This window comes from Chlorobaculum sp. 24CR (assembly GCF_004118635.1).
GTDB lineage: Bacteria > Bacteroidota > Chlorobiia > Chlorobiales > Chlorobiaceae > Chlorobaculum.
Genome location: NZ_SDGU01000066.1, coordinates 19905 through 44322 on the forward strand (window position 1 = coordinate 19905; position 24418 = coordinate 44322).

24 protein-coding genes are annotated in these 24418 nt (G+C 59.1%); 10 read left to right on the forward strand and 14 right to left on the reverse strand.

What is annotated here, in order from left to right; all coding sequences use genetic code 11:
- Positions 1-51: 51 nt before the first annotated feature.
- The 4 genes from EST62_RS11665 to EST62_RS11680 form a co-directional block, all read right to left on the reverse strand.
- Complete coding sequence (locus EST62_RS11665; RefSeq protein ID WP_129052257.1) at positions 52-747, reverse strand: TIGR04283 family arsenosugar biosynthesis glycosyltransferase; 696 nt, start codon at positions 745-747, stop codon at positions 52-54.
- Complete coding sequence (locus EST62_RS11670) at positions 732-1343, reverse strand: TIGR04282 family arsenosugar biosynthesis glycosyltransferase (protein WP_129052258.1); 612 nt, start codon at positions 1341-1343, stop codon at positions 732-734. Before EST62_RS11670 ends, EST62_RS11665 begins: the two co-directional genes overlap by 16 nt.
- A 175-nt stretch (positions 1344-1518) precedes the next feature.
- Positions 1519-2880 (reverse strand): FAD-dependent oxidoreductase, encoded by a 1362-nt coding sequence (locus EST62_RS11675; protein ID WP_129052259.1) that lies wholly within the window; start codon positions 2878-2880, stop codon positions 1519-1521.
- Between the two features lie 108 nt (positions 2881-2988).
- On the reverse strand, positions 2989-3243 hold the full coding sequence (locus EST62_RS11680; protein ID WP_129052260.1) for a hypothetical protein: 255 nt from the start codon (positions 3241-3243) through the stop codon (positions 2989-2991).
- A 281-nt stretch (positions 3244-3524) separates the two neighbouring features.
- On the opposite strand from EST62_RS11680, the gene EST62_RS11685 reads away from it, so the two are divergent.
- Positions 3525-4049, forward strand: coding sequence for an Lrp/AsnC family transcriptional regulator (locus EST62_RS11685; protein WP_129052261.1), 525 nt, complete (start codon positions 3525-3527; stop codon positions 4047-4049).
- A 56-nt stretch (positions 4050-4105) separates the two neighbouring features.
- The gene (locus EST62_RS11690; RefSeq protein ID WP_129052262.1) at positions 4106-6250 is read left to right on the forward strand and encodes a glutamine synthetase III; all 2145 of its coding nucleotides are present in this window, start codon (positions 4106-4108) and stop codon (positions 6248-6250) included.
- A gap of 111 nt (positions 6251-6361) precedes the next feature.
- Here the strand turns inward: EST62_RS11690 and EST62_RS11695 are convergent, their stop codons facing one another.
- The gene (locus EST62_RS11695; RefSeq protein ID WP_129052263.1) at positions 6362-6778 is read right to left on the reverse strand and encodes a secondary thiamine-phosphate synthase enzyme YjbQ; all 417 of its coding nucleotides are present in this window, start codon (positions 6776-6778) and stop codon (positions 6362-6364) included.
- A 107-nt stretch (positions 6779-6885) separates the two neighbouring features.
- On the opposite strand from EST62_RS11695, the gene EST62_RS11700 reads away from it, so the two are divergent.
- Together EST62_RS11700 and EST62_RS11705 are read left to right on the forward strand one after the other, a co-directional pair.
- Positions 6886-7401, forward strand: coding sequence for a hypothetical protein (locus tag EST62_RS11700; RefSeq protein WP_129052264.1), 516 nt, complete (start codon positions 6886-6888; stop codon positions 7399-7401).
- 22 nt (positions 7402-7423) lie between these two features.
- Positions 7424-8230 (forward strand): type III pantothenate kinase, encoded by an 807-nt coding sequence (locus tag EST62_RS11705; RefSeq protein ID WP_129052265.1) that lies wholly within the window; start codon positions 7424-7426, stop codon positions 8228-8230.
- Between the two features lie 232 nt (positions 8231-8462).
- Here the strand turns inward: EST62_RS11705 and aroB are convergent, their stop codons facing one another.
- Positions 8463-9566, reverse strand: a complete 1104-nt coding sequence (gene aroB / locus EST62_RS11710; RefSeq protein ID WP_129052266.1) for a 3-dehydroquinate synthase — start codon at positions 9564-9566, stop codon at positions 8463-8465.
- A gap of 3 nt (positions 9567-9569) precedes the next feature.
- Positions 9570-10145, reverse strand: a complete 576-nt coding sequence (locus tag EST62_RS11715; protein ID WP_129052267.1) for a shikimate kinase — start codon at positions 10143-10145, stop codon at positions 9570-9572.
- Between the two features lie 145 nt (positions 10146-10290).
- On the opposite strand from EST62_RS11715, the gene EST62_RS11720 reads away from it, so the two are divergent.
- Positions 10291-10998 (forward strand): glutamine amidotransferase, encoded by a 708-nt coding sequence (locus EST62_RS11720; protein ID WP_129052268.1) that lies wholly within the window; start codon positions 10291-10293, stop codon positions 10996-10998.
- On the opposite strand, the gene EST62_RS11725 is transcribed toward EST62_RS11720, so the two are convergent.
- Together EST62_RS11725 and EST62_RS11730 are read right to left on the reverse strand one after the other, a co-directional pair.
- Positions 10961-13162, reverse strand: coding sequence for an ATP-dependent RecD-like DNA helicase (locus EST62_RS11725; RefSeq protein WP_129052269.1), 2202 nt, complete (start codon positions 13160-13162; stop codon positions 10961-10963). The two genes, EST62_RS11720 and EST62_RS11725, sit on opposite strands and share 38 nt — an antisense overlap.
- 61 nt (positions 13163-13223) lie before the next feature.
- A complete protein-coding gene (locus EST62_RS11730) occupies positions 13224-14135 on the reverse strand; it encodes an MCP four helix bundle domain-containing protein (RefSeq protein WP_129052270.1) in 912 nt (303 codons plus the stop codon).
- A 136-nt stretch (positions 14136-14271) separates the two neighbouring features.
- Here EST62_RS11730 and EST62_RS11735 point away from each other — a divergent pair, with 136 nt between their 5' ends.
- The 4 genes from EST62_RS11735 (at position 14272) to EST62_RS14015 (ending at position 15806) form a co-directional block, all read left to right on the forward strand.
- On the forward strand, positions 14272-14817 hold the full coding sequence (locus EST62_RS11735; protein ID WP_245153621.1) for an HD domain-containing protein: 546 nt from the start codon (positions 14272-14274) through the stop codon (positions 14815-14817).
- A gap of 94 nt (positions 14818-14911) precedes the next feature.
- Positions 14912-15184: a DUF2442 domain-containing protein gene (locus EST62_RS11740; protein ID WP_209019439.1), complete on the forward strand. Its 273-nt coding sequence runs from the start codon at positions 14912-14914 to the stop codon at positions 15182-15184.
- On the forward strand, positions 15181-15471 hold the full coding sequence (locus EST62_RS11745; protein ID WP_209019440.1) for an addiction module protein: 291 nt from the start codon (positions 15181-15183) through the stop codon (positions 15469-15471). The genes EST62_RS11740 and EST62_RS11745 overlap by 4 nt, the downstream gene beginning before the upstream one ends.
- Positions 15468-15806: a type II toxin-antitoxin system RelE/ParE family toxin gene (locus EST62_RS14015; RefSeq protein ID WP_129052271.1), complete on the forward strand. Its 339-nt coding sequence runs from the start codon at positions 15468-15470 to the stop codon at positions 15804-15806. Before EST62_RS11745 ends, EST62_RS14015 begins: the two co-directional genes overlap by 4 nt.
- Here EST62_RS14015 and rimO read toward each other — a convergent pair.
- Both rimO and tgt read right to left on the reverse strand, forming a co-directional pair.
- The gene (gene rimO, locus EST62_RS11755) at positions 15754-17061 is read right to left on the reverse strand and encodes a 30S ribosomal protein S12 methylthiotransferase RimO (RefSeq protein ID WP_129052272.1); all 1308 of its coding nucleotides are present in this window, start codon (positions 17059-17061) and stop codon (positions 15754-15756) included. The two genes, EST62_RS14015 and rimO, sit on opposite strands and share 53 nt — an antisense overlap.
- The gene (tgt, locus tag EST62_RS11760) at positions 17048-18181 is read right to left on the reverse strand and encodes a tRNA guanosine(34) transglycosylase Tgt (RefSeq protein WP_129052273.1); all 1134 of its coding nucleotides are present in this window, start codon (positions 18179-18181) and stop codon (positions 17048-17050) included. The genes rimO and tgt overlap by 14 nt, the downstream gene beginning before the upstream one ends.
- Before the next feature lie 306 nt (positions 18182-18487).
- On the opposite strand from tgt, the gene EST62_RS11765 reads away from it, so the two are divergent.
- A complete protein-coding gene (locus EST62_RS11765) occupies positions 18488-20911 on the forward strand; it encodes a PAS domain S-box protein (protein WP_129052274.1) in 2424 nt (807 codons plus the stop codon).
- Positions 20912-20943: 32 nt separating this feature from the next.
- Here EST62_RS11765 and EST62_RS11770 read toward each other — a convergent pair whose 3' ends face one another.
- From EST62_RS11770 to EST62_RS11780, 3 genes are read right to left on the reverse strand one after another with little or no spacing between them, the layout of a single operon-like run.
- Entirely contained in the window at positions 20944-21807 is an 864-nt protein-coding gene (locus EST62_RS11770) for a transglutaminase family protein (protein WP_129052275.1), read from the reverse strand.
- A 39-nt stretch (positions 21808-21846) separates the two neighbouring features.
- On the reverse strand, positions 21847-22914 hold the full coding sequence (locus EST62_RS11775) for an alpha-E domain-containing protein (protein ID WP_129052276.1): 1068 nt from the start codon (positions 22912-22914) through the stop codon (positions 21847-21849).
- 22 nt (positions 22915-22936) lie between these two features.
- Positions 22937-24385: a circularly permuted type 2 ATP-grasp protein gene (locus tag EST62_RS11780; RefSeq protein WP_129052277.1), complete on the reverse strand. Its 1449-nt coding sequence runs from the start codon at positions 24383-24385 to the stop codon at positions 22937-22939.
- Positions 24386-24418 lie beyond the last annotated feature (33 nt).

Below are 24418 nucleotides of genomic sequence, written 5' to 3' on the forward strand. Positions count from 1 at the left end.
AGCGCGGAGCGATACAGGCGCGAACCGTTTTCCGGTTGCGAGCGAGTTGGTTCAGCCGACCGAATTCCGGTAAAACGTCACCATATCCTCCTGGCTGAAACCGAGGGCGTACATGAGGTGGATCGTGCCGAAGATCGCTTGCAGGCGAACCGTGCCGTTGGTGTGGTATTTCCTGGCCGAGGTGGTGACTGTCGAGTCGAGAATGCGGAATTCGGTGTGCCGTTGGATGCGTTCGATGATCTCGAAGTCCTCCATGATCTGCAAACGCTCGTCGAATCCGCCGATGCGCTCGAACAGCTCTCGCGTGATGAAAAGGGACTGGTCGCCGCCGCGGCAGATGGTGAGCGGAAATTGCGTGAACCAGCCGTAGAGCTGCATCAGCCAGTCGGGATCGTCGAAACTCATGCGGAAGCATCCGGCCTTCTCACCCTGCCCGACGGCGGAGAGAATGTCGTCGCAGAACGATGGTGGCGGGATGGTGTCGGCGTGCAGGAAGTAGAGCGTCGGGCCTGACGCCAGCTTTGCTCCGGCGTTCATCTGCACGGCGCGCCCTTTTTCAGAGCGGCAGACCGTGACCGGAAACGTGCTGGCGATTTCAGCCGTGCGGTCGTCGCCCGAGACGCTGACGATGATTTCGGTGTCGTGTCGCCCCGCCGTCAAAGCGAGCAGCGTAGCGAGCGCGCGGGCGATTCCTGCCTCCTCGTTCCAGGCGGGGATGACGATGCTCAGCGTTATCGCGGAGTCCATAAGCCGCTCGATTTGAGGTCGTCGAAGGTGTCGATGTCGGAGAGCGCCGGGAGCAGATCGTACGATTTCCGGTGCTCGCGCACGATGCGCAGCGAGTCGTTCAGCACCTCCGGCGTGCTCCAGGTCCGGTCGAGGAACAGCTCCGGGAACGGGCGCTTCAGAGCCGAAAGATAAAACCCGCCATCCCGCGCCGGGCCGAGCAGTACGTCACAGGCGTCGAGTTTTTGGAAGGCGAGATCAAGGATGAACGGGCTGATCTCCGGGCAGTCGGTGCCGATGAGCGCGACGCGGCTGAAGCCGACGGAGAAGCCTTTGACGAACGCGCGGTGCATCCGCTCGCCGAGATCGCCGCCTTGCTGGAGCCACGCCTCCGCGCCGCCGGTCAGCAAGAGGTCGGTTTCGGGAATGACGTCGGAGTAGGCGATGGCTTTCGATGCGTCAATGCCCGCCGCCGCATGGCCGGTCAGCTCCCGGAGCTGCTCGTAAATCCGCAGCGCCTCGGCGTCGCCAATCGTGCTGGCGAGCCTGGTCTTGACCCGCCCGGCGACAGGGTTCTTCGAGAAGACGATCAGCAGCTTGTCGGTTTGTGATTTCACGCGATGTTCTCTGCGAGAAGATTTCGATGGCGATTTCAACTGTAGGGACGGGTTTTATGCCCGTCCTTTATGTGGTTATCGATGTTGACGTTGGATTGCGTTGGTGCCGCAATGCGTCCCGAAGGCAGGAAGGCCACAAGAGCCGTCCCTACAGGAAATGCATAATCCCGGATTTTTACCTCCCCAGCCGCTGATGCAGCTTTTCGGCAACCTGCCGTCCGCTGAGCGCCGCGCCCTCCATCGAGGCGAGGTAGTGCTGGTCGGTGTAGTCGCCAGCGAGGAAAAAGTTGCGGATCGGGCTGACCTGGTCGGGACGATACTGATCGACGTCCGGCACAGCCTTGTAAACCGACTGCGGAATCTTGACGATGGTCGATTTGAGCAGCTTCGCGTCGCGCGATTTCGGGAAGCGGTCGTGAATCTCCTTCATCACCATCTCCGTGATGACCTCGTTTGGCAGGTCGAGCAACTGGTGCGCCGGGGCGAGCACCAGGCTCATGACGCTGCCGCCGGTCGCGCTGCCGATGCCCGCCTGGAAGTCCTCCGGGCAGGTGATCGAGACATCGGCGAAGGTGGCGAAGGTGGTGCCCTGCGAGAACATCAGGTTGTCGGTATCGGTGATCTTCTTGTCGAACCAGAGCTGGCAGTTGGCAACCGGGCTGCCGACGAACTGGTGCAGGTTGCGGAAGTAGTCGTGCTCCAGCCACTCGTTCGGCACGATCTTCTTGACGCTGTGCACCGGCAGGGCCGAAATGTAGGCGTCGGCTTCGACGGTGTGGCCGTCGCGCAGGACGGCGCGCTTGATGGTCTGGTCGTCGTTCAGCTCGAAGCGCGACAGGCGCGCGTCGATGAAGATGCGTCCGCCCTTGCTCTGGATGTACTGGCGCATCGGCTCGATCATCGAGTCGCCGGGATTTTTACGGAAGAAGGCGAATTTTGTCGCGGCGTAATCGGTGCCGAAATATTTGAAGATCGTAATCATCGGGCGGGCGCTGATAACGTTCGGCTCGATGAAGTTCATGGCCAGCGCAATGGCCTTCCAGAGCTTCTGGAGCGAGTGCTCCGACGCGCCGTGGAGGCGGTGCCACTCGGAGTAGGTCATGTGATCCTGGCTGCGGAAGTACTCCTCGTTGCCGGCCAGCGCGGGCCAGAGGCCTTTGATGAGCGAGATTTTGTCCCACATCGTCAGGAAGTCCGCCTGCAAGCCGCCGACCACTTCAGCCCACGGGCTGGGCAGGTTGGCCTTTTTGAAGAACGACTGCTTGCCGTCCGATTCGGCGTAGATGAGCGAGTGCTCCTTCCACTCATAGTTGCCGCCCGCGCCGATCTTGTCCAGATACTTCTGGAGCTGGGCGTAACCGCCGAAGACGATGTGCAGACCGGACTCGATCGAATCGCCGTCACTGTCTTTCCAGACCGAAACTTTGCCGCCGAGCACCTTGCGTTTTTCGTACAGCTCGACGGTATGGCCGCGATCCACCAGTTCGATGGCCGCGCTGAGACCGGCGACACCGGCTCCGAATATGGCTACTTTCAACGTTGTGTAAGCTTGGAATTGGAAATGCTGAAAAATAAAGCGGAATATAAGGATTTGACGCGCTTTCCCGAAAGGGCGAGGGGCGTTAGGCTGGGGATTGCCAAAGGCTCACGAAGGGTCGTCCGCCTTCTCTGCTCCCTCTCTGTTTTCCAGCTTCTTTTCTGGCTCGTCCTCCCTGAATTTCTGAAGTACCCGGTCAAATTCGCCGAAGACGCGGGCGCCGAGGCTGAACGACTCTTTCACCACGAAACGCAGGTCCAGACATGCGGGGCGGGAGTCTCTCACCGGCTGCGGGATCAATCGGCCCGAGGAACCCGGGGTATCAGATTCATCAGCGGAGAATTTTCTGGACAACTCTTTCATGACGGCAACTCGGTCGATAAGGGTGACTGGTCTCTGTTCGCTCACTCCGGAAAGGTGCTCTGGCTGCCGCGTTACGCGGAGAAAGCAGTTGAGAGACATAGATTATTAACTTACATTCTTGTTTGCAAATAACAAGAATTTTATTCAGTGGCAGAGCCTCGCTATCAGAGTCAAGCCCTAAAATATTAAGGGAAAATACCGTCTAAAGCTCTCATTATTTAGAATAAGCTTGTTTATTTCTTAGATTTCATTAATTTCCTACAAAATCGAAGATTCTGCTTATGTCCGGACACCTTGACCTCATCGACCTGAAGATTATCGAATCCCTTGGCAACAACGGCCGGATACGGCTGAGCGAGCTTGCCGAGGTTGTCGGCCTTTCAATTCCTTCGGTCAGCGAGCGTCTTGACAAGCTTCAGAAAAACGGCATCATCAAGGGATTCACGATGGAGGTCGATGAGCGCCAGCTCGGTTTCGACATCCAGGCTTTCGTGCGTGTGCGCGTCGATTCCTCGAAGCACTACAAGTCGTTCATGGAGCATGTCATGAAGGAGGAGGAGATCATGGAGTGCTACTCTGTCACCGGCGAGGGTTCGCATATCCTTAAGGTCATGACGCACAACACTGCTTCGCTCGAACGGTTCCTGTCGCGCATCCAGAGCTGGCCGGGAGTGCTGGGCACCAACACGAGTTTCGTTCTTTCGCAGTTGAAAAGAAATAACAGAATGTGCGCCGAGATTGTCCGCAATAATCTTCAGGACAGGCAGGTGCTGATTACGTTTGATGAAAAGAAATCGAGAAAATAGTACCGTATCAATTCGTGTTCAATCAATCACGTTCAAAACAAGTAAAGGAGGAACTCTTGAGTAACGAGAGCAAAAAATCGGTGACGTCCTATTATGGCGCATTGACTTTCGGCAACGAAGCCATGAGCGAAAGACTTCCCAAAGAGGTTTTCAAGGCGTTGCAGGAGACGGTCAAGGCCGGCAAAAAGCTTCCCGCCGACATTGCCGGCGTCGTAGCCCACGGCATGAAAGAGTGGGCGATGGAGCATGGCGCTACCCATTATACCCACTGGTTTCAGCCAATGACCGGCACCACCGCCGAAAAGCATGACGCCTTCCTGACTACCCAGATGGACGGCAGCGTGCTCGAGCGTTTCTCCGGCGAGCAGCTCATCCAGGGCGAGCCTGACGCTTCGAGCTTTCCGTCCGGCGGTATGCGCTCGACCTTCGAGGCTCGCGGTTACACCGCATGGGATCCCTCCAGCCCGGCGTTCCTGATGAAGGGCGGCAAGGGCATGACCCTCTGCATTCCAACCGTTTTCATCTCCTACCACGGCGAGGCGCTCGACGAGAAAACTCCGCTTCTGCGCTCGATGGACGCGGTGAGCAAAGCCTCCATCAGGCTGCTCGACACGCTTGGCATTACCGGCGTGACCAAGGTCAACACCTATGCAGGCCCGGAACAGGAGTATTTTCTGATCGACAAGAAGTTCTATACGCAGCGTCCCGATCTGGTGATGACCGGTCGCACCCTGCTTGGAGCGCTGCCGCCGAAGGGCCAGCAGCTCGAAGATCACTACTTCGGCTCCATCCCGGATCGTGTGCTTGAATTCATGCAGGAGGTCGAAGAGGAGCTGTTCCTGCTCGGCATTCCGGCCAAGACCCGTCACAACGAGGTGGCTCCCCACCAGTTCGAGCTTGCTCCGATCTTCGAGCAGGCTAACCTCGCGTCCGATCACAACCTGCTGGTGATGGAGGTGATGCGCAAAGTGGCAGACAAGAAGGGCTTCTCGCTCTTGCTCTTTGAAAAGCCCTTCGCAGGCATCAACGGTTCGGGCAAGCACAACAACTGGTCGATCGGCATCGATGGCGGTATGAATCTCCTCGATCCCGGTGACACTCCCGAATCCAACATCAGCTTCCTGGTCTTCCTCGTCGCTGTTCTCAAAGGCGTGCTCAAGCGCTCGGCTATTCTCCGCGCTTCGGTCGCCAGCATCGGCAACGACCACCGTCTCGGCGCCAACGAGGCTCCGCCGGCCGTTGTCACCGTTTTCCTTGGCGACCTGCTTGAGCGTGTGCTCGACTCCATCGAGAGCGGCAAGGTCGATCTCAAGACCGAGAAGCAGATTCTCGACCTCGGTCTCAGCCACGTGCCGTTGCTCAACAAAGATTACACCGACCGTAACCGCACCTCGCCGTTCGCCTTCACCGGCAACAAGTTCGAGTTCCGCGCCGTCGGCTCAAGCCAGCCGATCTCGGTGCCGAACACCGTGCTCAACACGCTTATGGCAGAGGCTGTCGATGACCTGAATGCTGAAATTCTCGCAAAGATCGACGGTGGCATGGCCAAAGAGGAGGCCATCCTCACCGCTGTTCGCGAGGGCATCACCGCAACCAGAGCCGTGCGTTACCCTGGCGACAACTACAGCGAAGATCTTCAGAGGGCTGCCGCCGAGCGTGGCCTGCCGAACATGAAGAACACCCCGGAATCGGTTCGCGCCTGGACTGACAAGGACACCATCGCCATGTTCGTCAAGTACGGTGTTTTGACCGCTGAGGAGATCGATTCCCGCTACAACGTCCGCATCGAGCGCTACGTCAAAGGCATCGACATCGAGGCTCGCACACTTCTGCTCATGGTCAGGACCATGGTCATTCCGGATGCTTCCGAGTACCAGGGCGATCTGGCCAGCTCGTTCAACAACCTCGTGGCCGCCGCCGAGTCTATCGGCCTGTCCGACGAGGCTTTCATGAGCCAGGCCGGTCATCTCAGGGTGCTCGCCGAAGACTTGTCGAAGCTCATCGAGCTCACCTCGATTCTCGAAGAGACCATCGAAGAGATGGAGGAGCAGGAGACGGAACTCGACAAAGCCGACTTCTGCTCGGCAAGGCTTCTGCCCTGCATGAACGCTATCCGCGAAGTGGCCGACAAGATCGAGGGTCAGGTGGATCGCAGCCGCTGGCAGCTTCCGACCTACACCGAAATGCTTTTCGAGCACTGAGATTTTGTGTGAAAGAATCAGCAAAAAGGCCTGCGAAAGCGGGCCTTTTTGCGTTGGGGGGAGAATGTAAGATTGTGGATGTTGTGGACTTGGTGGACGGAAGAGGGAGGACTATTCTCCGATGATTTTGATTAAAACCCGTTTGCGGCGTCTGCCGTCGAATTCGCCGTAGAAGATTTGCTCCCAGGGGCCGAGGTGGAGCTGGCCTTTGGTGACGGCTACCACCACTTCGCGGCCCATGATCTGGCGTTTGTGGTGCGCGTCGCCGTTGTCTTCGCCGGTGCGGTTGTGGCGGTAGCGCGACGGGTCGTGCGGCGCGAGGTCTTCGAGCCAATCCTTGTAGTCGGCGTGCAGGCCTGGCTCGTCGTCGTTGATGAAGACCGAGGCGGTGATGTGCATCGCGTTGACCAGGCACAGCCCTTCGCTGATGCCGCTCTCGTCGAGCGCGCGCGAAACGTCACGGGTGATGTTGACGAAATCCATTCTGGCGGGAACCTCCATCCAGAGCTCTTTGTGGTACGATTTCATTGGTCTTCCGGTTCTGGTGATTTTGGAACGGCTCTCTCTGTGTTTATCGCCCGAAAAGCCGTATAATTGTCGTTCAAAGATAACAAGAAACATCTCAAGGTTCGCCCATGACCGATCTGTTCCAGTACCCGATGACGTACCCCGGCTGGTGGCTCAGCAACTACTACTACTTCACCTGGACTCTCGCCATGCTGTTTCTCGCTGGCGGCTGGGCCTTTTTCTACCGCTACGGCAAGTTCAGTTACGGCGTCGATTTCGGCTGTTTCTGGAAAACCGCCCTGCTGGTTATCATGACCACCATCGCGCTTGGCGGGCCGTCGTATTACAACACGAAATTCGTTGCCGAACACGGTAACGACGGCAATTCCGTCGCGCTTTCGCCCGACCGCATCGAGTACCGTTACCGCACCGGAGAGAAGAAGATGTTTCTTCTGAAGGACATCGTCTCGATCTATCAGGAGCCGGTGACCTATAACCCGCCGCCGAAGATTTTCATTGTCGCCAAAAACGCCGGTCTCCGGGATTCGATCACCGTCACCGAGGGCAAGTTCGGCCTGCAGGACGCCGACAAGCTGCTCTCGGCGCTGTCGGCAAAAACCGGCCTGCCGGTCAAACGTCCATAATACCGCATCCGGCGTAGTTCCCATGCAGAGTTTCCGGATCGAGTCGCCCGATGAGTTGACGCGGCTGGTCGTTGACATCGGCAACACCACCACGACGCTGGCGATCTTCGTAGGCGGGGCCGAGCCGCTTGTCGAGTCGGTGCCGAGCGCGTTGTTCGCCGATTCCGGCGCGATGCGCGAAGTGCTCGGCAATCTGTCCTGCAAGCACGGCACTCCGCAGGCCATCGCTATTTGCAGCGTGGTTCCCGCTGCCGCCGCCGCCGGATCGGCGCTGCTCGAATCGCTCTTCTCCGTGCCGGTGCTCACCATCGGCAGCGACCTCCAGCTTCTGTTCCACCTCGAATACGGCAATAAAAACACCTTTGGCGCCGACCGCCTCGCTCTGTGCGCCTGGAGTCGCCATCTCTTTGCAGAAAATCCGGTGATCGCCGTCGATATTGGCACGGCCATCACCTTCGACGTGCTCGACGCGGCGGGCCTCTATCGCGGCGGCCTTATCATGCCAGGCATCGACATGATGGCCGGAGCGCTCCACGCGCGCACCGCGCAACTGCCGCAAGTGCGCATCGAAAGGCCGGAGAGCCTGCTCGGGCGCTCGACGGAGGAGTGCATCAGGAGCGGGATTTTTTGGGGAGCTGTCAGGCAGATCAGCGGTCTCGTAGAAGCTATTCGCAGCGACCTCGTCCGTGACTCCGGCGAGTCAACGGTCGAAGTGATCGTCACCGGCGGCAACAGCCGCATCATCGCCCCGGAACTCGGCCCGGTCAGCCTCATCGACGAACTCGCCGTCCTGCGCGGCAGCGATCTCTTGCTGCGGATGAATATGTGAGCGCGGGCGAAAATTTCGGGTAAGGCGATTTTTTCTTTTGCCGGGATCAGGCGGATCGGTCTGATTCGTCCAATTCCGCAAGGGCGGGCGTGAAACCCGCCCCTACTAAGCCTCAACCTTGAGGCTTACCGATTCTCCGCTCACCCCGGCTTGAAAGCCGGGGCAACAGAAGAGCATGTAAGATCGAATGTCCGCAGGGTTAAAACCCTCCTGAATGCAAGATGTGTTCGCTCTACCTCTTCATCTCAAACCACGCTTTCGCATCATCGATTGACTGGAGCACGTCGGCTTTCGGGATGTCCTTGTCGTGCAAAAAGGCGTGGCCGATGCGGTCGAGGAGGACGAAGCGGAGTTGCCTGTCGATCTTTTTCTTGTCGGAGAGCATACTCTCCACCAGTTCGTCGCGGTCGAGCGAGAGGAAGCGCCGGTTGACCAGGCCACGCGGGAAGCGGAAGCGGGCGAGCAGCGCGAGTCCTTCGCGCAGTTCAGCTTCGGCGAGGAATCCCAGCCGGTGCGACAGGAAGAGGGCGCAGACCATGCCGATCGTCACCGCCTCGCCGTGGCGAAGGTTGCGGTACTCGGCCATCTTTTCGAGGCCGTGCGCGAAGGTGTGGCCGAAGTTCAACGTCGCCCGCAGGCCGGTGGTCTCGCGGAAATCTTTCTCCACCACGTCGGCCTTGATGAAGGCGCTGCGGCTCACCGCTTTGGAGAGCCACGGCTCTTCGAGGCGCACCACCTCGTTCCAGTGCCCGGCGAGCAGGTCAAAGAACTCGCGGTCGGCGATGAAGCCGTATTTCACGACTTCCGACAAGCCGCCGTAAATCTCGCGAGGGGGGAGCGTCCGGAGGTAGGCCGGGTCGATCAGCACCAGTTCCGGCATGTGGAAGAATCCGATGAGGTTTTTGCCGAGCGGGTGGTTGATGGCCACCTTGCCGCCGATGGAGCTGTCGGTCATGGCGAGCAAGGTCGTCGGCAACTGCACCACCGGAATGCCGCGATAGTAACTCGCCGCGATGTAGCCGCCGAGGTCGCCCACCACGCCGCCGCCCGCGCAGACGAGGTTCCAGCTCCGGTCAACGTCCGCCTCGATCATCTGCCCGTACAGCTTCCACGCCGTCGAGACGCTTTTTGAGGTCTCGCGCGCGGGCACCACCAGCTCGACCGTACGGAAGCCCTGGCGCTGCATCGACTCGATGATGCTGTCGCCAAAGAGCTTGCGGGTGTTTTCGTCGAAGAGTAGCACGGTTTTTTTGCCGAGTCCCCGTGTGGCGCAGAGTTCGCCAACGGAGTCGATAACCGGCGTTCTGACAATGATATGGCTGGACGGAGTCTGCATGGATTACTTTTCGTTAGGGTTGTTTTTCGACGCGCGGCGGATGTGCCGCTCGATTTTGCGCGTCAGCTCCTCGACGCTCGTGCCGATCTTTTTCGAGTCGGTGAAGAGCACCAGATCGGCCTTCAGGTAGCGAGGTTCGCGTTTTTTGAGTAGCTCCGTGACGCGCTCCTGAATCTCTTCCCGCGAGAGCTTTTGCCCGTCCGGGCCTTTCATGAGCGGCCGGTCGGTTTTGTGCTGAAGCCTGAGCGTAAGGATTTCCGGGCTGGACTTGAGGTAGATCAGCGTGCCGTGCGAGCGGATCTGCTCGAAGCAGCGGTCGTTTTCAAGCACGCCGCCGCCGAGCGACACCACCAGCTCCTTCTGTTTGCCGATCTTTTCGAGCGTCCGGAGTTCGAGCGCTCGGAAAGCGGCTTCGCCATCCTCGGCGAAAATCCGGTTGATGCTCTTTCCGGCGGCAAGCTCGATTTCGCGGTCGAGGTCGATGAACTCGAAGCCGAGCGAGTTGGCCACCAGCGGGCCGATGGTTGACTTGCCGGATCCGCTGAAGCCGGTCAGAAAGATGAGGGTGTGGTGTTTCATGGCTGATCTCAAAGCGCGACAGTGCTGCTGTTTGGCGGCCAATATACGAAAAAACGGAGCGAGAACCGGCGCGGCGAGATTGTTTCAGGCGGTCAAAGATGATAGCTTTGCGGCAGCACTTTTGATCACTGAAAATCAATCGCCTATGAAAAGCTTGTTTATCATCAAGGCCGGAAGCACCTTCGCCACCGAGGCGGAGCGGCTTGGGGATTTCGAGGCGTGGGTGCGGCGCGGGCTGGGCGACATGCCATGCCCGGTCGCGGTGGCGAACGCCGAGGCGGGCGAGGCGCTGCCCGCGCCGGAGCGGTGCGCGGGGGTGGTCGTCACCGGCTCGCACGCGATGGTGACCGACAATTTGCCGTGGAGCGTGGCCATCGAGCGGTGGATCCGGGAGCTCGTCGCCATCCGCGCGCCGTTCCTCGGCATCTGCTACGGCCACCAGCTTCTCGGTCGCGCCACCGGGGGCCAGGTCGGCTACCATCCGCGAGGGCGGGAGGCGGGCACGGTCTCCATCGAGCTGACCTCCGAAGGCGAGCGCGACGCGCTTTTCGACGGAATTCCGGCGCGGTTCGCGGCCCACGCGACCCATGCGCAGAGCGTGCTGCGGCTGCCGACGGACGCTGTCCATCTTGCCTTCAACGACTACGAGCCGAACCACGCTTTCCGGGTGGGCGAGTCGGCGTGGGGCGTGCAGTTTCATCCCGAGTACACGCGGGAGATCATGGCGGTTTATCTGCGAGAGGGGAGCGCCGGTTCCGGATCACCGGAGGGCGAAAACGGCGTTCCGGGCGAGACGCCCTTCGCCGGAAAGGTGCTTACAAATTTTGCCAGCTTTGTTTCCCTGACTCTTTGAGCCGTTGCACCAGGCCGGTCAGGCGGCGCTTCGATTTGCAGTTTTTGATAGCCAGCGCGAGCGCTTTCGGCTCGGCCACGATCACCACGAGCTTGCGCCCGCGCGTGACCGCCGTATAGACGAGGTTGCGTTCGAGCAGCGTGAAGTGCTGCATGGCGAGCGGAATGACCACCGCTGGGTACTCCGACCCCTGGCTTTTGTGGATGCTTGTCGCGTAGGCGAGCGACAGCTCGTCGAGGTCGCTGAAGTCGTACTCGACGTGGTGGTGATCGAAGCGGGCCGTTAGCGTCTCCGCCTCGGCGTCGATCTGTTCGACCAGGCCGATGTCGCCATTGAACACCTCCTTGTCGTAGTTGTTGACCGTCTGGAGCACCTTGTCGCGCGGCGCGAAGGTCGTCCCGCATCGCGTCACTTTCGGCTTGGAAGCGGGGTTGAGCTTCGCCTGAAGCTCGGCGTTCAGCGCGTGTACGCCGACGCCCCCCTTGTTCATCGGCGTGAGCACCTGCACGTCGCGCACCGCGTCGAGGCCGAAGCGCTTCGGGATGCGCTCCGTGACGAGCTGCATCAGCTTGTCGTGAATCTGTTCCGGCGATCCGGCCTTCACGATGTAGAAGTCCGACAGCTCCTCGCCCTCGGCGGTCAGCGGCATTTCGCCCTGGTTGATGCGGTGCGCATTGACGACGATCATCGACTCGGCGGCCTGCCGGAAGATTTCGGTGAGCCGCACGGTGGGGATCGCCTCCGACGAGATCAGATCGGCGAGCACCGCGCCAGGGCCGACTGACGGGAGCTGATCGACGTCGCCGACGAAGACCACCGCCGCGCGGTCGGGGATCGCCGCCACGAGCTTCTGCATCAGCACGATGTCAACCATCGAGGTTTCGTCCACCACTACGAACGAGGCGTCGAGCGGATTGCCGCGCCCGCGCTTGAAGTCGAACGCCTGCGGGTCGAATTCGAGCAGGCGGTGAATCGTTTTGGCCTCGATGCCGGTCGATTCGGTGAGTCGCTTGGCCGCGCGGCCCGTGGGAGCGCAGAGCGCCACGGAGACCTCTTCGCGCTGGAGCACCGAGAGGATCGCTCGCAAAATGGTGGTTTTGCCGACGCCCGGTCCGCCGGTGATGATCGAGACCTTGCTCGCCAGCACCAGCGTCACGGCGCTGCGCTGCGACGGCGAGAGTTCGAGGCCGGTCTCCGCTTCGATCCACGGCAAGGCGTCGTGCGGGTCGAGCGCATCCCACGGCAGCGGGCCGCGCAAGAGGCGGCCGAGGCCGGAGGCGACGCCCGTTTCAGCGCGATGCAGCGATTCGAGGAAGATGCAGGGCGCGTCGTCGATCGTTTCGCCCACGATGCGGCGGGTCAGCTTTTCGTTCTTCACCGCCTCGGCCACGAGCGGGCGGTCGATCTGGAGCAGGCGCGACGCTTCGTCGATGAGCGTCTCTTCCGGCACGGCGCAGTGGCCGCTTTGCGACATCTCGCCGAGCACGTGGCTAATGCCCGCTTCGGCCCGCATCAGCGAGTTCTTCGCCACGCCGAGGCTTGTGGCGACAGCGTCGGCGGTCTGGAAGCCGATGCCTTCGATGTCGAGCGAGAGGCGGTACGGGTTCTCGGTGATGGTGGCGATGGAGCGCTCGCGGTAGCGGCGGTAGATCTTCCAGGCCCGCGCCGCGCCGACGCCGTGCGATTGCAGAAAAAGCATGATGTCGCGCACCGCCCTCTGCTCGGCCCACGACCCGGTAACCATGTCGAGCCGCTTGCGACCGATGCCGGGGATTTCAAGCAGTCGCTCCGGATCGTTCTCGATCACCTCGAACACCGCGTCGCCGAAGCGCTCGATCAGCTTTTTGGCGTAGAAATTGCCGAGTCCCTTCACCTGCCCGGAGGCCAGGTACCGCTCCTTGCCTTCGAGCGTGGTGGGTTGCACGGGGGTGATCTTCGAGGCCCTGAACTGCAAGCCGTGCGTGCGGTCGTTTTGCCACGCGCCGACGCACTCCATGAACTCGCCCACGCCGGGCGAGGCCGCGAGGCCCACCACCGCCACCGGCTCGCGCTGCCCGGCCACCCGCAAGCGCAGCACCGTGAAGCCCGACTCCTCGCTGTGAAAGGTCACCCGCTCGACCGAGCCGGAGAGGCGCTCTTCGTGGGAGTCGGCGGGTGGTTGCATGGGTTGGGGGGTTGCGGTGGACGTTGTGGACTTTGTGGACAACTTCCAGGGAGGATTGTTGTTATGGCTTTTTGGCGGCGAGCTTTTGGAGCGCCTGGAGGGTGCGGTCGCATTCGGCTTCGGCTTTGCGCTTTTTGCCGAGCGACAGGGCGGCTGTGCTTTTGTTGGTGTTGAGCGTCGAGAGCCGCACGATTTCGGCGTTGACTCGCATGAACTCGCTGAAGTCTGTCGTGGCCTCGCGGATATAGACGCGGCTCTTTTTGCCGGCCATTTTGTCGAGCGCTTTCAGCCCGGCGCTGACTTTGCCCTGTTCGGCCAGCATCAAGGCTTCGAGCTTTTTCTTGTCGGCTTCCGAGGCGTCGTCGATGTGGCGCGTCTGGAGGAGCGCGATGTTTCGGATGGCGAGGCTCGCATCACCGGCGACCTTCTCCATCTGCGCTTTTCGCCACTCCGGCTTGACCCGTGCGGTCAGCTTCGAGAGGTTCTCGTCAATCTTTTGTTGCAGCTCCGCGCCGATGGTGTTCGACAGGTCGAGCGCCTTGACGTTGGTGTTCTGCATGGCCGATTCGAGCAGCCCGGCGTCAATCGCACTGAGCGTTTTCCACGACTCGCCGAACTTGCCGACCAGCTCCTTCTCCTTTTCGGAGCCGCTTTGCGCGACGCTCGCTTCGAGCTTTTTCAAATCACGATCCACATCATTGGCCGCGGCTTTCGACTGTTCGGCGAATCCGGCGGCCTGTTCGTCGCTCGCAGACAAAACGGCGCTCTTCTCCTTTTCGGACGACCGCGCGAGGTTCATCCGCATATCCGCGAGTAGCGCCAGCTTCTGCGATCCGACGGCCCCGCCGCTCATGATCGGGGTATTCTGGAACCAGAACGATGCAAGCAGCGTGACGAGCGCCGTTGCCACCAGACTCGCCGCCCATGCCAATCCGATGCTTTTACCTGCCTCTCTCTCGTCAGCTTTCATCATGAGTGCCGTCCCGATGGTTAGCGAATGTTCGGAAAAGTTTATTTTTTAACGATTCGGGGAATATACAAAAGGGCGTACACGATTTGCCGCAAAAGCTCGCGCCCGATTCAGGAAAATGAAAAAGCGGAGGTCAACCATGATGCAAGTTAAACCGGAACAGGTTTCGATGGTCGATGCGCTGGTCGATCCCTGGCTGCGGGTGATCGGGCGCGACTTCGCGGGCTACCGCAACCACTGCCGTCGGGTGTTCATCTTCGCCTGCGAGCTGGCCGAAGCGGAGGGGGAGAGCCGCCAGAAGATCGCCATCGCCGCGGCATTCCACGACCTCGGCATCTGGGCGGACGCCACCTTCGACTACCTCGAACCCTCCAGACGCCTCGCCCGCGCGTACCTCGATTCGACCAGCAAGGCCGAGTGGGCGGACGAAGTCGTGGCGATGATCGACAACCACCACAAAGTGACCCCGTGGAGTTGCAAGCCCGGCTGGCTCGTTGAACCCTTCCGCCAGGCCGACTGGATCGACGTCACCCTCGGCGCTCGCAATTTCGGCCTCCCGCGCCGCTACATCCTCGAAATCCAGCGCCGTTATCCGAATGCCGGATTCCACGCCACGCTGGCCCGGCTGGCCTTCGAGCGGATGAAGGAGCATCCGAAAGACCCGCTTCCGATGATGAAGTGGTAGGGTAAGCGAAGCGGGAGTCCAGCGATGAATGTGTGGAAATGGATTTTGAAATCGATATGTTGATTTCAATTGCAATATTTATTGTTCAAATACTATGACTGTCACAGCAATTGAAAATAATCCTTGCGCTCTTCGGGCTTGGGCTGAGGGACGGATGATTTTTTTTGAGCTTGCCGACGGACGCATTATCGGCTTTCCCGCGGATCGATTCAGGATCTTGAAAGCGGCATCGGAGGAGGAGCTGAAAAATGTGAGGGTTGATGTCAATGGTTTTGCGCTGCGCTGGGAAGAGCTGGATGAGGACTTGACAGTCGAAGGAATTGTCGCCGGACGTTTTCAGCTTCCGCTACCGGAAGAAGCAGCGTGAGTTATGCTAAGGTTTCATTACTGGGAAAGCGACAAAAGAATATCAGAAAACAAAATATTATGGCTACATCAGTTGACAAATTAACAATACAGGCTATGGCCTTATCCGGGGAAGCGAGGGCGCTTTTGGCTGAGAGGCTGGTTGAAAGTCTGGATAAGGAATCAGTCAGTAAAATCTGGTTGGACGAGGCGAAAAAACGTCGTGATGAGGTGCGAAGTGGCGAGGTTCAGCCGATACCAGGGCTTGCGGTGATGGAAGAGGTTCGAAAGCTTATCGATGATAAATGAGATACTCGTTTCATCCTGAAGCACGCCTTGAGTTCACGGAGGCGACGATGTACTATGTCGAGAAAAGTCCCTCTTTGGGAGCGGCGTTTTATTCTGAAATGGAAGACGCTATCAAAAAGATAGTAGAAAATCCAGAGTTATATCGCATAATCGATGAAGATGTACGGCGATGCCTGACCAAACGTTTCCCATACGCGGTTCTCTATACTATCGAAGACAATTATATCCTGTTACTGGCCATTATGCATTGCAGCCGGAAACCATCGTACTGGAAACACAGGATTACCCCTCGCTCATCCTCCCGAACAACTCATACGCCGTCGAGTCCTCGATGATCACCTGTCGGAATTCTCCTGCCGTCACAGCTTCATCGCCAATTTCGATAATGACGTCGTTATCGACTTCGGGGGCGTCGTATTCGGTTCGGGCGTAGGCGACGTTCTCTTCGATGCGGTCGATGAGCACCCTCAGCGTCTGGCCTTCGAGTTTACGGTTGAGGCTGGCCGAGATGCCTTCCTGTAACACCATCAGTTCGGCGACTCGCTCCTCCTTCTCTTCGTCGCTGACCGTGTCGTCCAGCGCGTAGGCGGGGGCGTGTTCTTCGTGGCGGTAGGGGAAGCAGCCGAGGCGGTCGAAGCGGGTTTCGCGCACGAAGTCGAGCAGCTCGTCGAACTCTTCGCGGGTTTCGCCGGGGTAGCCCGCGATCATGGTGGTGCGGAGGCGGATGTCGGGGTTACGGCTGCGAATCTCGTCGATGAGGCGGATGGTTTCGCTGCGCCCGATGCCGCGCTGCATCGATTTCAGGATGCGGTCGTTGATGTGCTGCAACGGCATGTCAAGGTAATTGCAGACGTTGCGGCGCTCGCGCATGGTATCGATCAGTTCCAGCGGGAAGTTGAGCGGGTAGGCGTAGAGCAGGCGGATCCAGTCGAAGCCCATGTCGGAGAGGCGCAGTGTGAGGTCGTTGAGCGCGGACTTGCCGTAGAGGTCGTAGCCGTAAACGCTGATGTCCTGTGCGATGAGGTTCAGCTCGCGGACGCCTTGTTCTTGGAGCAGCGCGGCTTCGCGCAGGAGCTGCTCGATTGGCTGGCTGAGGTAGGGGCCGCGGATTTTCGGGATGGAGCAGAACGAACAGCGGCGGTTGCACCCTTCGGAAATCTTGAGAAAGGCGTAGTGCGGCGGGGTGAGCAGTTCGCGTCGGTCGTAGAGTTCTTCGCGATACTTCGCGCCGATGGCCGCGAGCACTTCGGGGAGCTGGCGGGTGCCGAACCATCCGTCGATTTCGGGCATTTCGTCGCTCAACTCCCTGCGGTAGAGTTCGACCAGGCAGCCCATCACATAGACCTCGCGCCCGACGCCCTCCTCCTTTTTGCCGATGGCGGCGAGCATTTCGTCGATCGACTCCCGCTTGGCGTCCTCGATGAAGCCGCAGGTGTTGATGAGGATGATGCTTGCCTCGTCAACGTCGTCGGTGAAGGTCAGCCCCGAAGCAACCGCCTGCGCGGTGAGCCGCTCGCTGTCAACCGTGTTCTTCGAGCAGCCGAGGCTGAGCAGGAAGACCGCCGGTTTTCGTTCGTTACTTGTTGCCATTGCTGTTGAACTCCATGAGGAAGGATTCTTTCCAATCGGTGAAGTCGCCTGCCGCGATCTGCTCGCGCGCGGTTCTGGTGAGCCAGAGGTAGAACGAGAGGTTCTGCATCGTGCAGAGCTTGAGGCCGAGAATTTCGCCGACGTTGAGCAGGTGGCGGATGTAGGCGCGGCTGTAGTTGCGGCAGACGTGGTTGTCGAAACCTTCGTCAATCGGGCGGAAGTCGTCGGCGTATTTTGCGGCTCGCAGGTTGATCGCGCCCTTGCGGGTATAGATGCGCCCGTTGCGCCCTTCGCGCGTAGGGATGACGCAGTCGAACATGTCGATGCCGCGCTCGATGGCGTTGAGGATGTTCGATGGAGTGCCGACCCCCATCAGGTAGCGCGGCTTCGATTCGGGCAGAATGGTGTGCGACAGCTCCAGCATCCGGTACATCTGTTCGGCCGGTTCACCGACCGCCATGCCGCCGACCGCGTAGCCGTCGAACTCCATCTTGACCAGCTCCCGGCTCGAATGGGCGCGCAAATCGTCGAAGGTGCCGCCCTGCGTGATGCCGAACTGGAACTGCTCGCAGCCGTAGTGCGGACGGGTCGAGAGGAAGTGCTTGCGCGCCCGATCGGCCCAGCGAAGCGTCAGCTCGCCCGACTTCTGCACGTAGTCGCGCTCGGCGGGCCACGGCGGGCACTCGTCGAGCGGCATCATGATGTCGCTGCCGATAATACGCTGCGTATCGACGACGTTTTCCGGCGTGAAATGCAACTTTGAACCGTCGAGATGCGATTTGAACATCACGCCTTCCTCGCTGATCTTCCGCAAATCTGTGAGCGAATAGACCTGATAGCCGCCGCTGTCGGTCAGGAGCGGCCCGTCCCAGTTCATGAAGCGGTGGACGCCGCCAGCTTTGAAGAGAATATCGTTGCCGGGCTTGAGGAAAAGGTGGTAGGTGTTGGCGAGGATGATTTTCGCATCGAGCGCCTTCAGCTCATCCGGTTCGATCGATTTGACGCTCGCCCGTGTGCCGACCGGCATGAAGATCGGCGTTGGAATGCTTCCATGCGCGGTCGAGAGCACGCCGCAACGCGCCGCCGAGCGGCTGTCTTTCGATGTGACCGAGAATTCCATGGCGCTGGGCAGATGGCAGAAGGTGAATCGAGCGTGACCAGAGACGAGTGAAAGTAGGGAACGTGATGCATAAATAAAAATCAGCGCTGTATTGAACCGGCATGTAAGCAAAAACGAGGAAAAATAACGGCGTGAAATTTTATACGCTGAGAAAAATGTTGTAAGTTCAACATATACCTTCTCTGAGTGGTGATTTATGTATAGCGCGCTGTTTTTTTATATGTAAGCACTTTATAACAAGCATGTTTTGAGCTCAGTGCTCCTTTTAGCGTAATCCTTTTCATGCCAGAAAACAGTACTAACGGAATGCCCGGATTTCCGGATTCTGTCACATCAGGCTCTACCGGTTCTACTCATATTGCAGAGGTGTTGCCTCAGTCCATGTACGTGGTTGACGCCGGTGGGCACATGGTGCGATGGAGTTCCTGGTTTCGTGACCGGATCGCCGGTTTGTCCGATGATGCTATGATGTCGATCCATTTTCTTGATCTCATCCATCCGGAGGACAGGAATCTGGTCGCGCAGAGAATGCACAAGATTCTTGAGCAGGGAGTTCAGGAGACCGCGGAGATCAGAGTTCTGCTCAAGGGCGGCCCGGTCTTTCGCTGGTTTCTTCTTATCGCGAACCGTTATGAGCATGACGGGCACTATTTCATAACAGGCACCGGTATCGATATTACCCGCCTGAAAAAAGTCGGCATGGCCATGATGCTTGGCGAGCAGCGGTACCGCTCGATGTTCGAGCAGGCCGATGCGCCGGTGTTCATTACCGATGCCGATGGCAGGGTTGTCTATGTTTCACCGGCTTATGAAAGGATGACCGGTTACTCTTCGCAGGAGTGCGAGGGCAGGCCGTTCAACCAGTTCTGCGATGAAGCCGAGACGGGATGCACCGCGTTATCGATGTTCAGGGAGGTGATTTCAAATGCGTCGGCCATTCGGGCCAGCGAAATCAAGATACTCAAAAAAGATGGCTCGGCCTGTTTCGTTGAACTGAAGCTTCAGCGTTATCACGACAACCGCACCGAAGGCGCGATCGGTGTTCTCTACGATCTCACGCAGCGTAAACGGCTCGAATCGCTGACGGAATTCCGTCTCGGACTTTTGCAGCAGGCCGAAAAGGCGTCGATAGAGGAGATTTTGCAGAAGACGCTCGATGAAGCTGAAAAGCTGACAGACAGCCGTTTCGGTTTTATCTACTTTCTTTCCGGGGATTCCGGGAGTTTGTCCGGCTGTATCTGGTCAGGCAGCGTTCGTGAGCAGATGGGGGTAATCAGCCACGCTGGCGGGCACCATCCATTCGACGTCATGCCGTTTCTCAAAGCGGCCATCGAAACCGGGCGGGCCAGCATTGTCAACGAATATCCTGATTTGGCCCATGCTGGCTTTCCGCCTGAACATCCCGCCATATCCAACAGCCTCTCCGTACCGATCATCGAGCGCGGCAATGTGGTCGCTGTTCTCATGGTCAGCAACAAGCGCACACCCTATACCGACAATGACGCCCAGTGGGTTGGTACGCTTGCCGATCTGGTCTGGGACATCGTCGTTCGGAAAAGATCGGCTCAATCCGAGATGCGCAATCAGTCGATTCTGCTGCAAATCCAGAAAATGGAGCTGATCGGTCAGCTCGCCGGCGGTATAGCCCATGACTTTAACAACATGCTTGGGGTCATTCTTGGCAATGCCGAACTGGCGCTTTCGAGTGACGATCTGGACCCGATGGTGGCGGAGAACTTGCAGGAGATTTACCAGGCGGCTGAACGGTCGGCTGAAATGACCAGCCAGTTGCTCGCCTTCGCCCGGAAGCAAACGGCCGTGCCCAAGGAGCTGAACCTTGATGATGCGGTCGCGGAGTCGTTGTCTATTCTGCAAAGAGTTGCTGGCGACAAGATCGAGGTTGTCTGGCGTCCGTGCGGCACGGAGTGCAAGGTTCGCATCGATCCGTCGCAGCTCGACCAGATTCTGATGAATCTCTGCCTCAATGCCCGCGACGCCATGAAAGGAGCCGGAACGATCGTTATTGAAGTCCGGCAGATCAGCATCGGCGCTTCACTGGATAACGACGATAATTTCAGATCCGCCGGGGAGTATGCCATGATCTCCGTGATCGATACCGGTCATGGAATAAACGGTGATCACAAACCGCACATCTTCGAGCCGTTTTTTACCACCAAGGCGCTTGGCAAAGGCACCGGTCTCGGACTTTCGTCGATTTACGGCATCGTGAAGCAAAATCGCGGATTTGTCGATTTCGAGAGTGAAGAGGGACGAGGCAGCACCTTCAGAATCTATCTGCCACTGCACAAGAAGCGCGATGTCTCGGCATTCGAGGTCGAGGGCAGGAGCAATGATGGCGGGCAGACGACGATTCTCGTCGTCGAGGACGAGCCTGAAATTCTCAGCCTTTGCCGGATGATGCTCGAAAAGTCCGGCTTTACGGTCTATGCCGCAGCCTGTCCCTCCGAAGCGATGATGCTTGCCGAAAAGAACAGCGGCAAGATTGATCTGCTTCTGACCGACGTGGTTATGCCGGAGATGAATGGCACCGATCTCTCCTCGAAGCTTTCGGCGATCAGTCCCGGCTTCAGGGTGCTCTTCATGTCGGGATACTCGGCGGACGTGGTTGCCGGCTACGGAGTGCGCCATCCATTGGTCAACGTGATCCGCAAACCCTTCACCTTCAAGGCGCTGGCCGAGAAGGTACGGGAGACCCTCGATGTGGCGTGAGTCGCTCCGGATCGACGCCCCGGTTCAACGCCTCAGAAGCGGTTCCGCTGTTGAAGGCCGAGCGCGTCGCTGTCGTGCTCCAGTGAGCTGACCCTGACCGAGACGCCCAGTTTTTCGGCGGATGTACCCTTGTAGGTGCCGCGAACCGGCGGCACGTCGCCGTAATCCCGCCCCGTTCCGATCTTGATGTACCGGTCATCCACAAACAGCGTTTTGTGCGTCGGATCGAACCCCGTCCATCCCGTCTCCGTTCCACACCACACTTCGCACCAGGCGTGGCTTGCCTCGTCCTGCCCCTCCGGGGTGCTTCCGCCGCCATAGAGATAGCCACTGACATAGCGCGCCGGAAGGCCGAGATGACGGCAGGCGGCGAGCATGATGTGGGCGAAATCCTGGCACACGCCGCGTCCGAGAGCCATGACGACGGCGCTGGTGCTGTGCACGTCGGTCGCGCCCGGCTCGTAGAGGAAGGTGTCGTTAATATGGCGGCAGATTTCGGTGGCTTGTCGGCACGGCTCGCCGATCTCCCGGAAACGGGCGGCCAGCGCCTGGATCGCCGGGTCGAAACGGACGTAGTGGCTTTCGGCAAGCAGGTCGAGCAGGAGGATTTCATCCTCGGTGAATTGCCCGGTTTCCGGCTGCGCGGCGGTTTCGACCACCGAGGTGGCGATGATCTGCACCCGCTTGTGGCTTTGCAGGATGTTGAAATGGTGCACCCGGTTGCCGTAATAATCGGTGTAATCGAAGATCGCCGCCGGTGGCGTGATCTGGAGGTTGAAACTGGCGCACTGCTGCGAGCCGACGGCGCTTGCCGGATGCAGGCGCACTTCGGTGGCGGTTTCGTAGATCGGCTCTTCGTATTCGAAAAGCGTCGAATGTTCGACTTTGAGGATCATGCGCTGAAATGGTTCCCGGTTGACAGAGTCGCTAAAACGTTATTGCTGTTGCTGTTGAGACTGGCTCCAGTTGGCCCGCCGTCCGTCGAGGCCGGTGAATGGAAGCGCTTCGGAGATGTCGGCAGGCTCGATTTTTGGCGTATGATAGGCGAAGTAGAGCAGGTGAAGCTGCTCGCCAATCCTGGCCAGCCCCTGCTCGATCTCTTCGAGGAACGGGCGCACCCCTTGCTGAAGAATCTCTTCGACGGTCGCGTAGCTCATCTCCGCCTCCATCTTGCCGATCAGCCGGTCCACGTTGTTGGCGTAGCGGTGAGAAGAGCTGCCGGAGATTCTCCACAACGCCTCCTGCGCGGCGCAGATTGAAAAGGTGATGCTGCGCGGAAAGCTCCGGTCGAGAATCAGGAAGTCGAGGATGTTTTCGGGATCGATTTTCGAGAGATAAACCTTCCGGAACGCTTCCAGAGCGCTGCAACTTTTCAGCACCGCCATCCACTGGATGATGTCCACCGAGCCGCTGACCAGGTCGGAGTGCCTGGCCGGGCTGGTGGTGAGCATATGATATTTTACATCGATGAGGCGCGCGGAGTTGTCGGCGCGTTCGAGGTACTTGCCGATCTGCACGAAGGCCCACCCCTCGTTGTGCGAAAAGGTGTTGTCGGTGATCCCCTGAAAGAGGTGCGAGGCGTTCTTGATCTCCTTGTAAAAGGTGTAGGGATCGCTGTGCACCTGCTGCGGCGAAACGCTTTGCAAAAAGTGGTAGAGATTGTTGAGCTGCTCCCACATTTCGCTCGAAATGCTCTCGATGACGCTCCGGGCGTTTTCGCGCGCCATGCTGATCGAGGAGAGGATCGAGTTACTGTTCCCGCGGTTGAAGACCAGATAGTCCGTCACCGAGTGCGCGTCGTACTCCGGGTAGAGGCTGTTGAAGTGCTCCGGATCGGCCATCACCATGATGAGCGGCTTCCAGTAATTCGGATGATCGACTGGGGTGATGCTGTCGAGGTCAAGCAGCAAATTGAAGTTGACGTCGAGAAAACGCGCGGTGTTTTCGGCGCGTTCAAAGTAGCGGCTCATCCAGAACAGCGATTCGGCGACACGACTCAGCATTGACAATTCGTTCGTTAAAGGTTCAGTTATCGATGACCCAGGTATCCTTGCTTCCTCCGCCCTGCGAGGAGTTGACCACCAGAGAACCGCGCCTGAGCGCCACTCTGGTCAAACCGCCGGGCACGATGGAGATGGACTTGCCATTGAGCACGTAGGGACGCAGGTCGATATGGCACGGCGCGATCTCGGTCTCGTTGAAAAAGCTCGGATGGCGCGAGAGCGAAATGGTCGGCTGGGCGATATAGTTCCGGGGATTCTCCACGATCTTTTCGGCGAAGCGCTCGCGCTGTTCCGGCGTCGATTCAGGCCCGACCAGCATGCCGTATCCGCCCGACTCGTTGGCCGCCTTGACCACCAGCTTGTCGAGGTTTTCGAGAATGTACTTCAGATGCTTCGGATTGCCCGCCAGCCAGGTCTCGACGTTGTCGAGCACCGGATCTTCGCCGAGGTAGTATTTGATGATTTGCGGCACGAAGCTGTAGATCACCTTGTCGTCGGCCACGCCGGTGCCGATGGCGTTGGCCAGCGTCACGTTGCCCTTGCGGTAGGCGTTGATGAGGCCCGCCACGCCGAGCACCGAGTCGGGCCGGAAGACGAGCGGATCGATGAATTCGTCATCGACGCGGCGGTAGATCACATCGACGATTTTCAATCCCCTGGTCGTCCGGGTATAGACCTTGTTGTTGTTGACCACCAGGTCGCGCCCCTCGGTGAGCTGCACGCCCATCTGCCGGGCCAGGAAGCTGTGCTCGAAGTAGGCGGAGTTGTAGATGCCCGGCGTGAGCACCACCACCTTGGGGTCGAGTTTCGGCGTCGGGCTGATCTCCTGAAGCGTTCGGAGCAGTTGCTGCGGGTAGTTTTCGACCGGACGCACGGTGTAGCGGTCGAAGAGCACCGGAAAGGCGCGCTTCATGGCGATGCGGTTCTGCAACATATACGAAACGCCGCTCGGCGTGCGCAGGTTGTCTTCGAGCACGAGGTAGCGCCCCTCTGCATCGCGGATGAGGTCGCTGCCCGTGACGTGGATATAGACGCCGAGCGGCGGGCGCACACCGACGAATTCGCGCCGGAAGTGTTTGCTGCCAAGCACCAGTTCGGCGGGAATGATCTTGTCGCGCAGGATTTTCTGATCCTGATAAAGATCGGCGAGGAAAAGATTTAAGGCGGTGATTCGCTGAATGAGACCGCGCTCGATGCCCTCCCATTCTGAGGCGGGAATGATTCGCGGAATCAGGTCGAACGGAAAGATGCGCTCGATCCCTTCGTCAACGCCATAGACCGTGAAGGTGATGCCCTGGTTGCGGAAAAAGATGTTCACCAACTCTCGCCTCGCCCGGATGTCTGCCGCCGAAAACTGGTTGAACCGCTGCATCATGATGCCGTAATGCGGTCTTGGCGCGCTCTCGTGGCTGATTACCTCGTCGAAAAAGCGGTCGGATTGCGGATGGTATTGATCGAACAGTCGGGTCATGGGCGGTAAAAAAAAGAGAGATTGCAGGCCGGG

Excerpts from the sequence above, each read along its gene's own strand:
- EST62_RS11775 (WP_129052276.1), bottom strand. The coding sequence starts at position 22,914 with ATGCTGAGTCGTGTCGCCGAATCGCTGTTCTGGATGAGCCGCTACTTT.
- aroB (WP_129052266.1), bottom strand. The coding sequence starts at position 9,566 with ATGCAGACTCCGTCCAGCCATATCATTGTCAGAACGCCGGTTATCGAC.
- EST62_RS11780 (WP_129052277.1), bottom strand. The coding sequence starts at position 24,385 with ATGACCCGACTGTTCGATCAATACCATCCGCAATCCGACCGCTTTTTC.
- EST62_RS11705 (WP_129052265.1), top strand. The coding sequence starts at position 7,424 with ATGCAGAGTTTCCGGATCGAGTCGCCCGATGAGTTGACGCGGCTGGTC.
- EST62_RS11665 (WP_129052257.1), bottom strand. The coding sequence starts at position 747 with ATGGACTCCGCGATAACGCTGAGCATCGTCATCCCCGCCTGGAACGAG.
- EST62_RS11685 (WP_129052261.1), top strand. The coding sequence starts at position 3,525 with ATGTCCGGACACCTTGACCTCATCGACCTGAAGATTATCGAATCCCTT.
- EST62_RS11695 (WP_129052263.1), bottom strand. The coding sequence starts at position 6,778 with ATGAAATCGTACCACAAAGAGCTCTGGATGGAGGTTCCCGCCAGAATG.
- EST62_RS11740 (WP_209019439.1), top strand. The coding sequence starts at position 14,912 with ATGACTGTCACAGCAATTGAAAATAATCCTTGCGCTCTTCGGGCTTGG.
- EST62_RS14015 (WP_129052271.1), top strand. The coding sequence starts at position 15,468 with ATGAGATACTCGTTTCATCCTGAAGCACGCCTTGAGTTCACGGAGGCG.
- EST62_RS11770 (WP_129052275.1), bottom strand. The coding sequence starts at position 21,807 with ATGATCCTCAAAGTCGAACATTCGACGCTTTTCGAATACGAAGAGCCG.
- EST62_RS11715 (WP_129052267.1), bottom strand. The coding sequence starts at position 10,145 with ATGAAACACCACACCCTCATCTTTCTGACCGGCTTCAGCGGATCCGGC.
- rimO (WP_129052272.1), bottom strand. The coding sequence starts at position 17,061 with ATGGCAACAAGTAACGAACGAAAACCGGCGGTCTTCCTGCTCAGCCTC.
- tgt (WP_129052273.1), bottom strand. The coding sequence starts at position 18,181 with ATGGAATTCTCGGTCACATCGAAAGACAGCCGCTCGGCGGCGCGTTGC.
- EST62_RS11735 (WP_245153621.1), top strand. The coding sequence starts at position 14,272 with ATGATGCAAGTTAAACCGGAACAGGTTTCGATGGTCGATGCGCTGGTC.
- EST62_RS11725 (WP_129052269.1), bottom strand. The coding sequence starts at position 13,162 with ATGCAACCACCCGCCGACTCCCACGAAGAGCGCCTCTCCGGCTCGGTC.
- EST62_RS11720 (WP_129052268.1), top strand. The coding sequence starts at position 10,291 with ATGAAAAGCTTGTTTATCATCAAGGCCGGAAGCACCTTCGCCACCGAG.
- EST62_RS11765 (WP_129052274.1), top strand. The coding sequence starts at position 18,488 with ATGCCCGGATTTCCGGATTCTGTCACATCAGGCTCTACCGGTTCTACT.
- EST62_RS11680 (WP_129052260.1), bottom strand. The coding sequence starts at position 3,243 with ATGAAAGAGTTGTCCAGAAAATTCTCCGCTGATGAATCTGATACCCCG.
- EST62_RS11730 (WP_129052270.1), bottom strand. The coding sequence starts at position 14,135 with ATGATGAAAGCTGACGAGAGAGAGGCAGGTAAAAGCATCGGATTGGCA.
- EST62_RS11700 (WP_129052264.1), top strand. The coding sequence starts at position 6,886 with ATGACCGATCTGTTCCAGTACCCGATGACGTACCCCGGCTGGTGGCTC.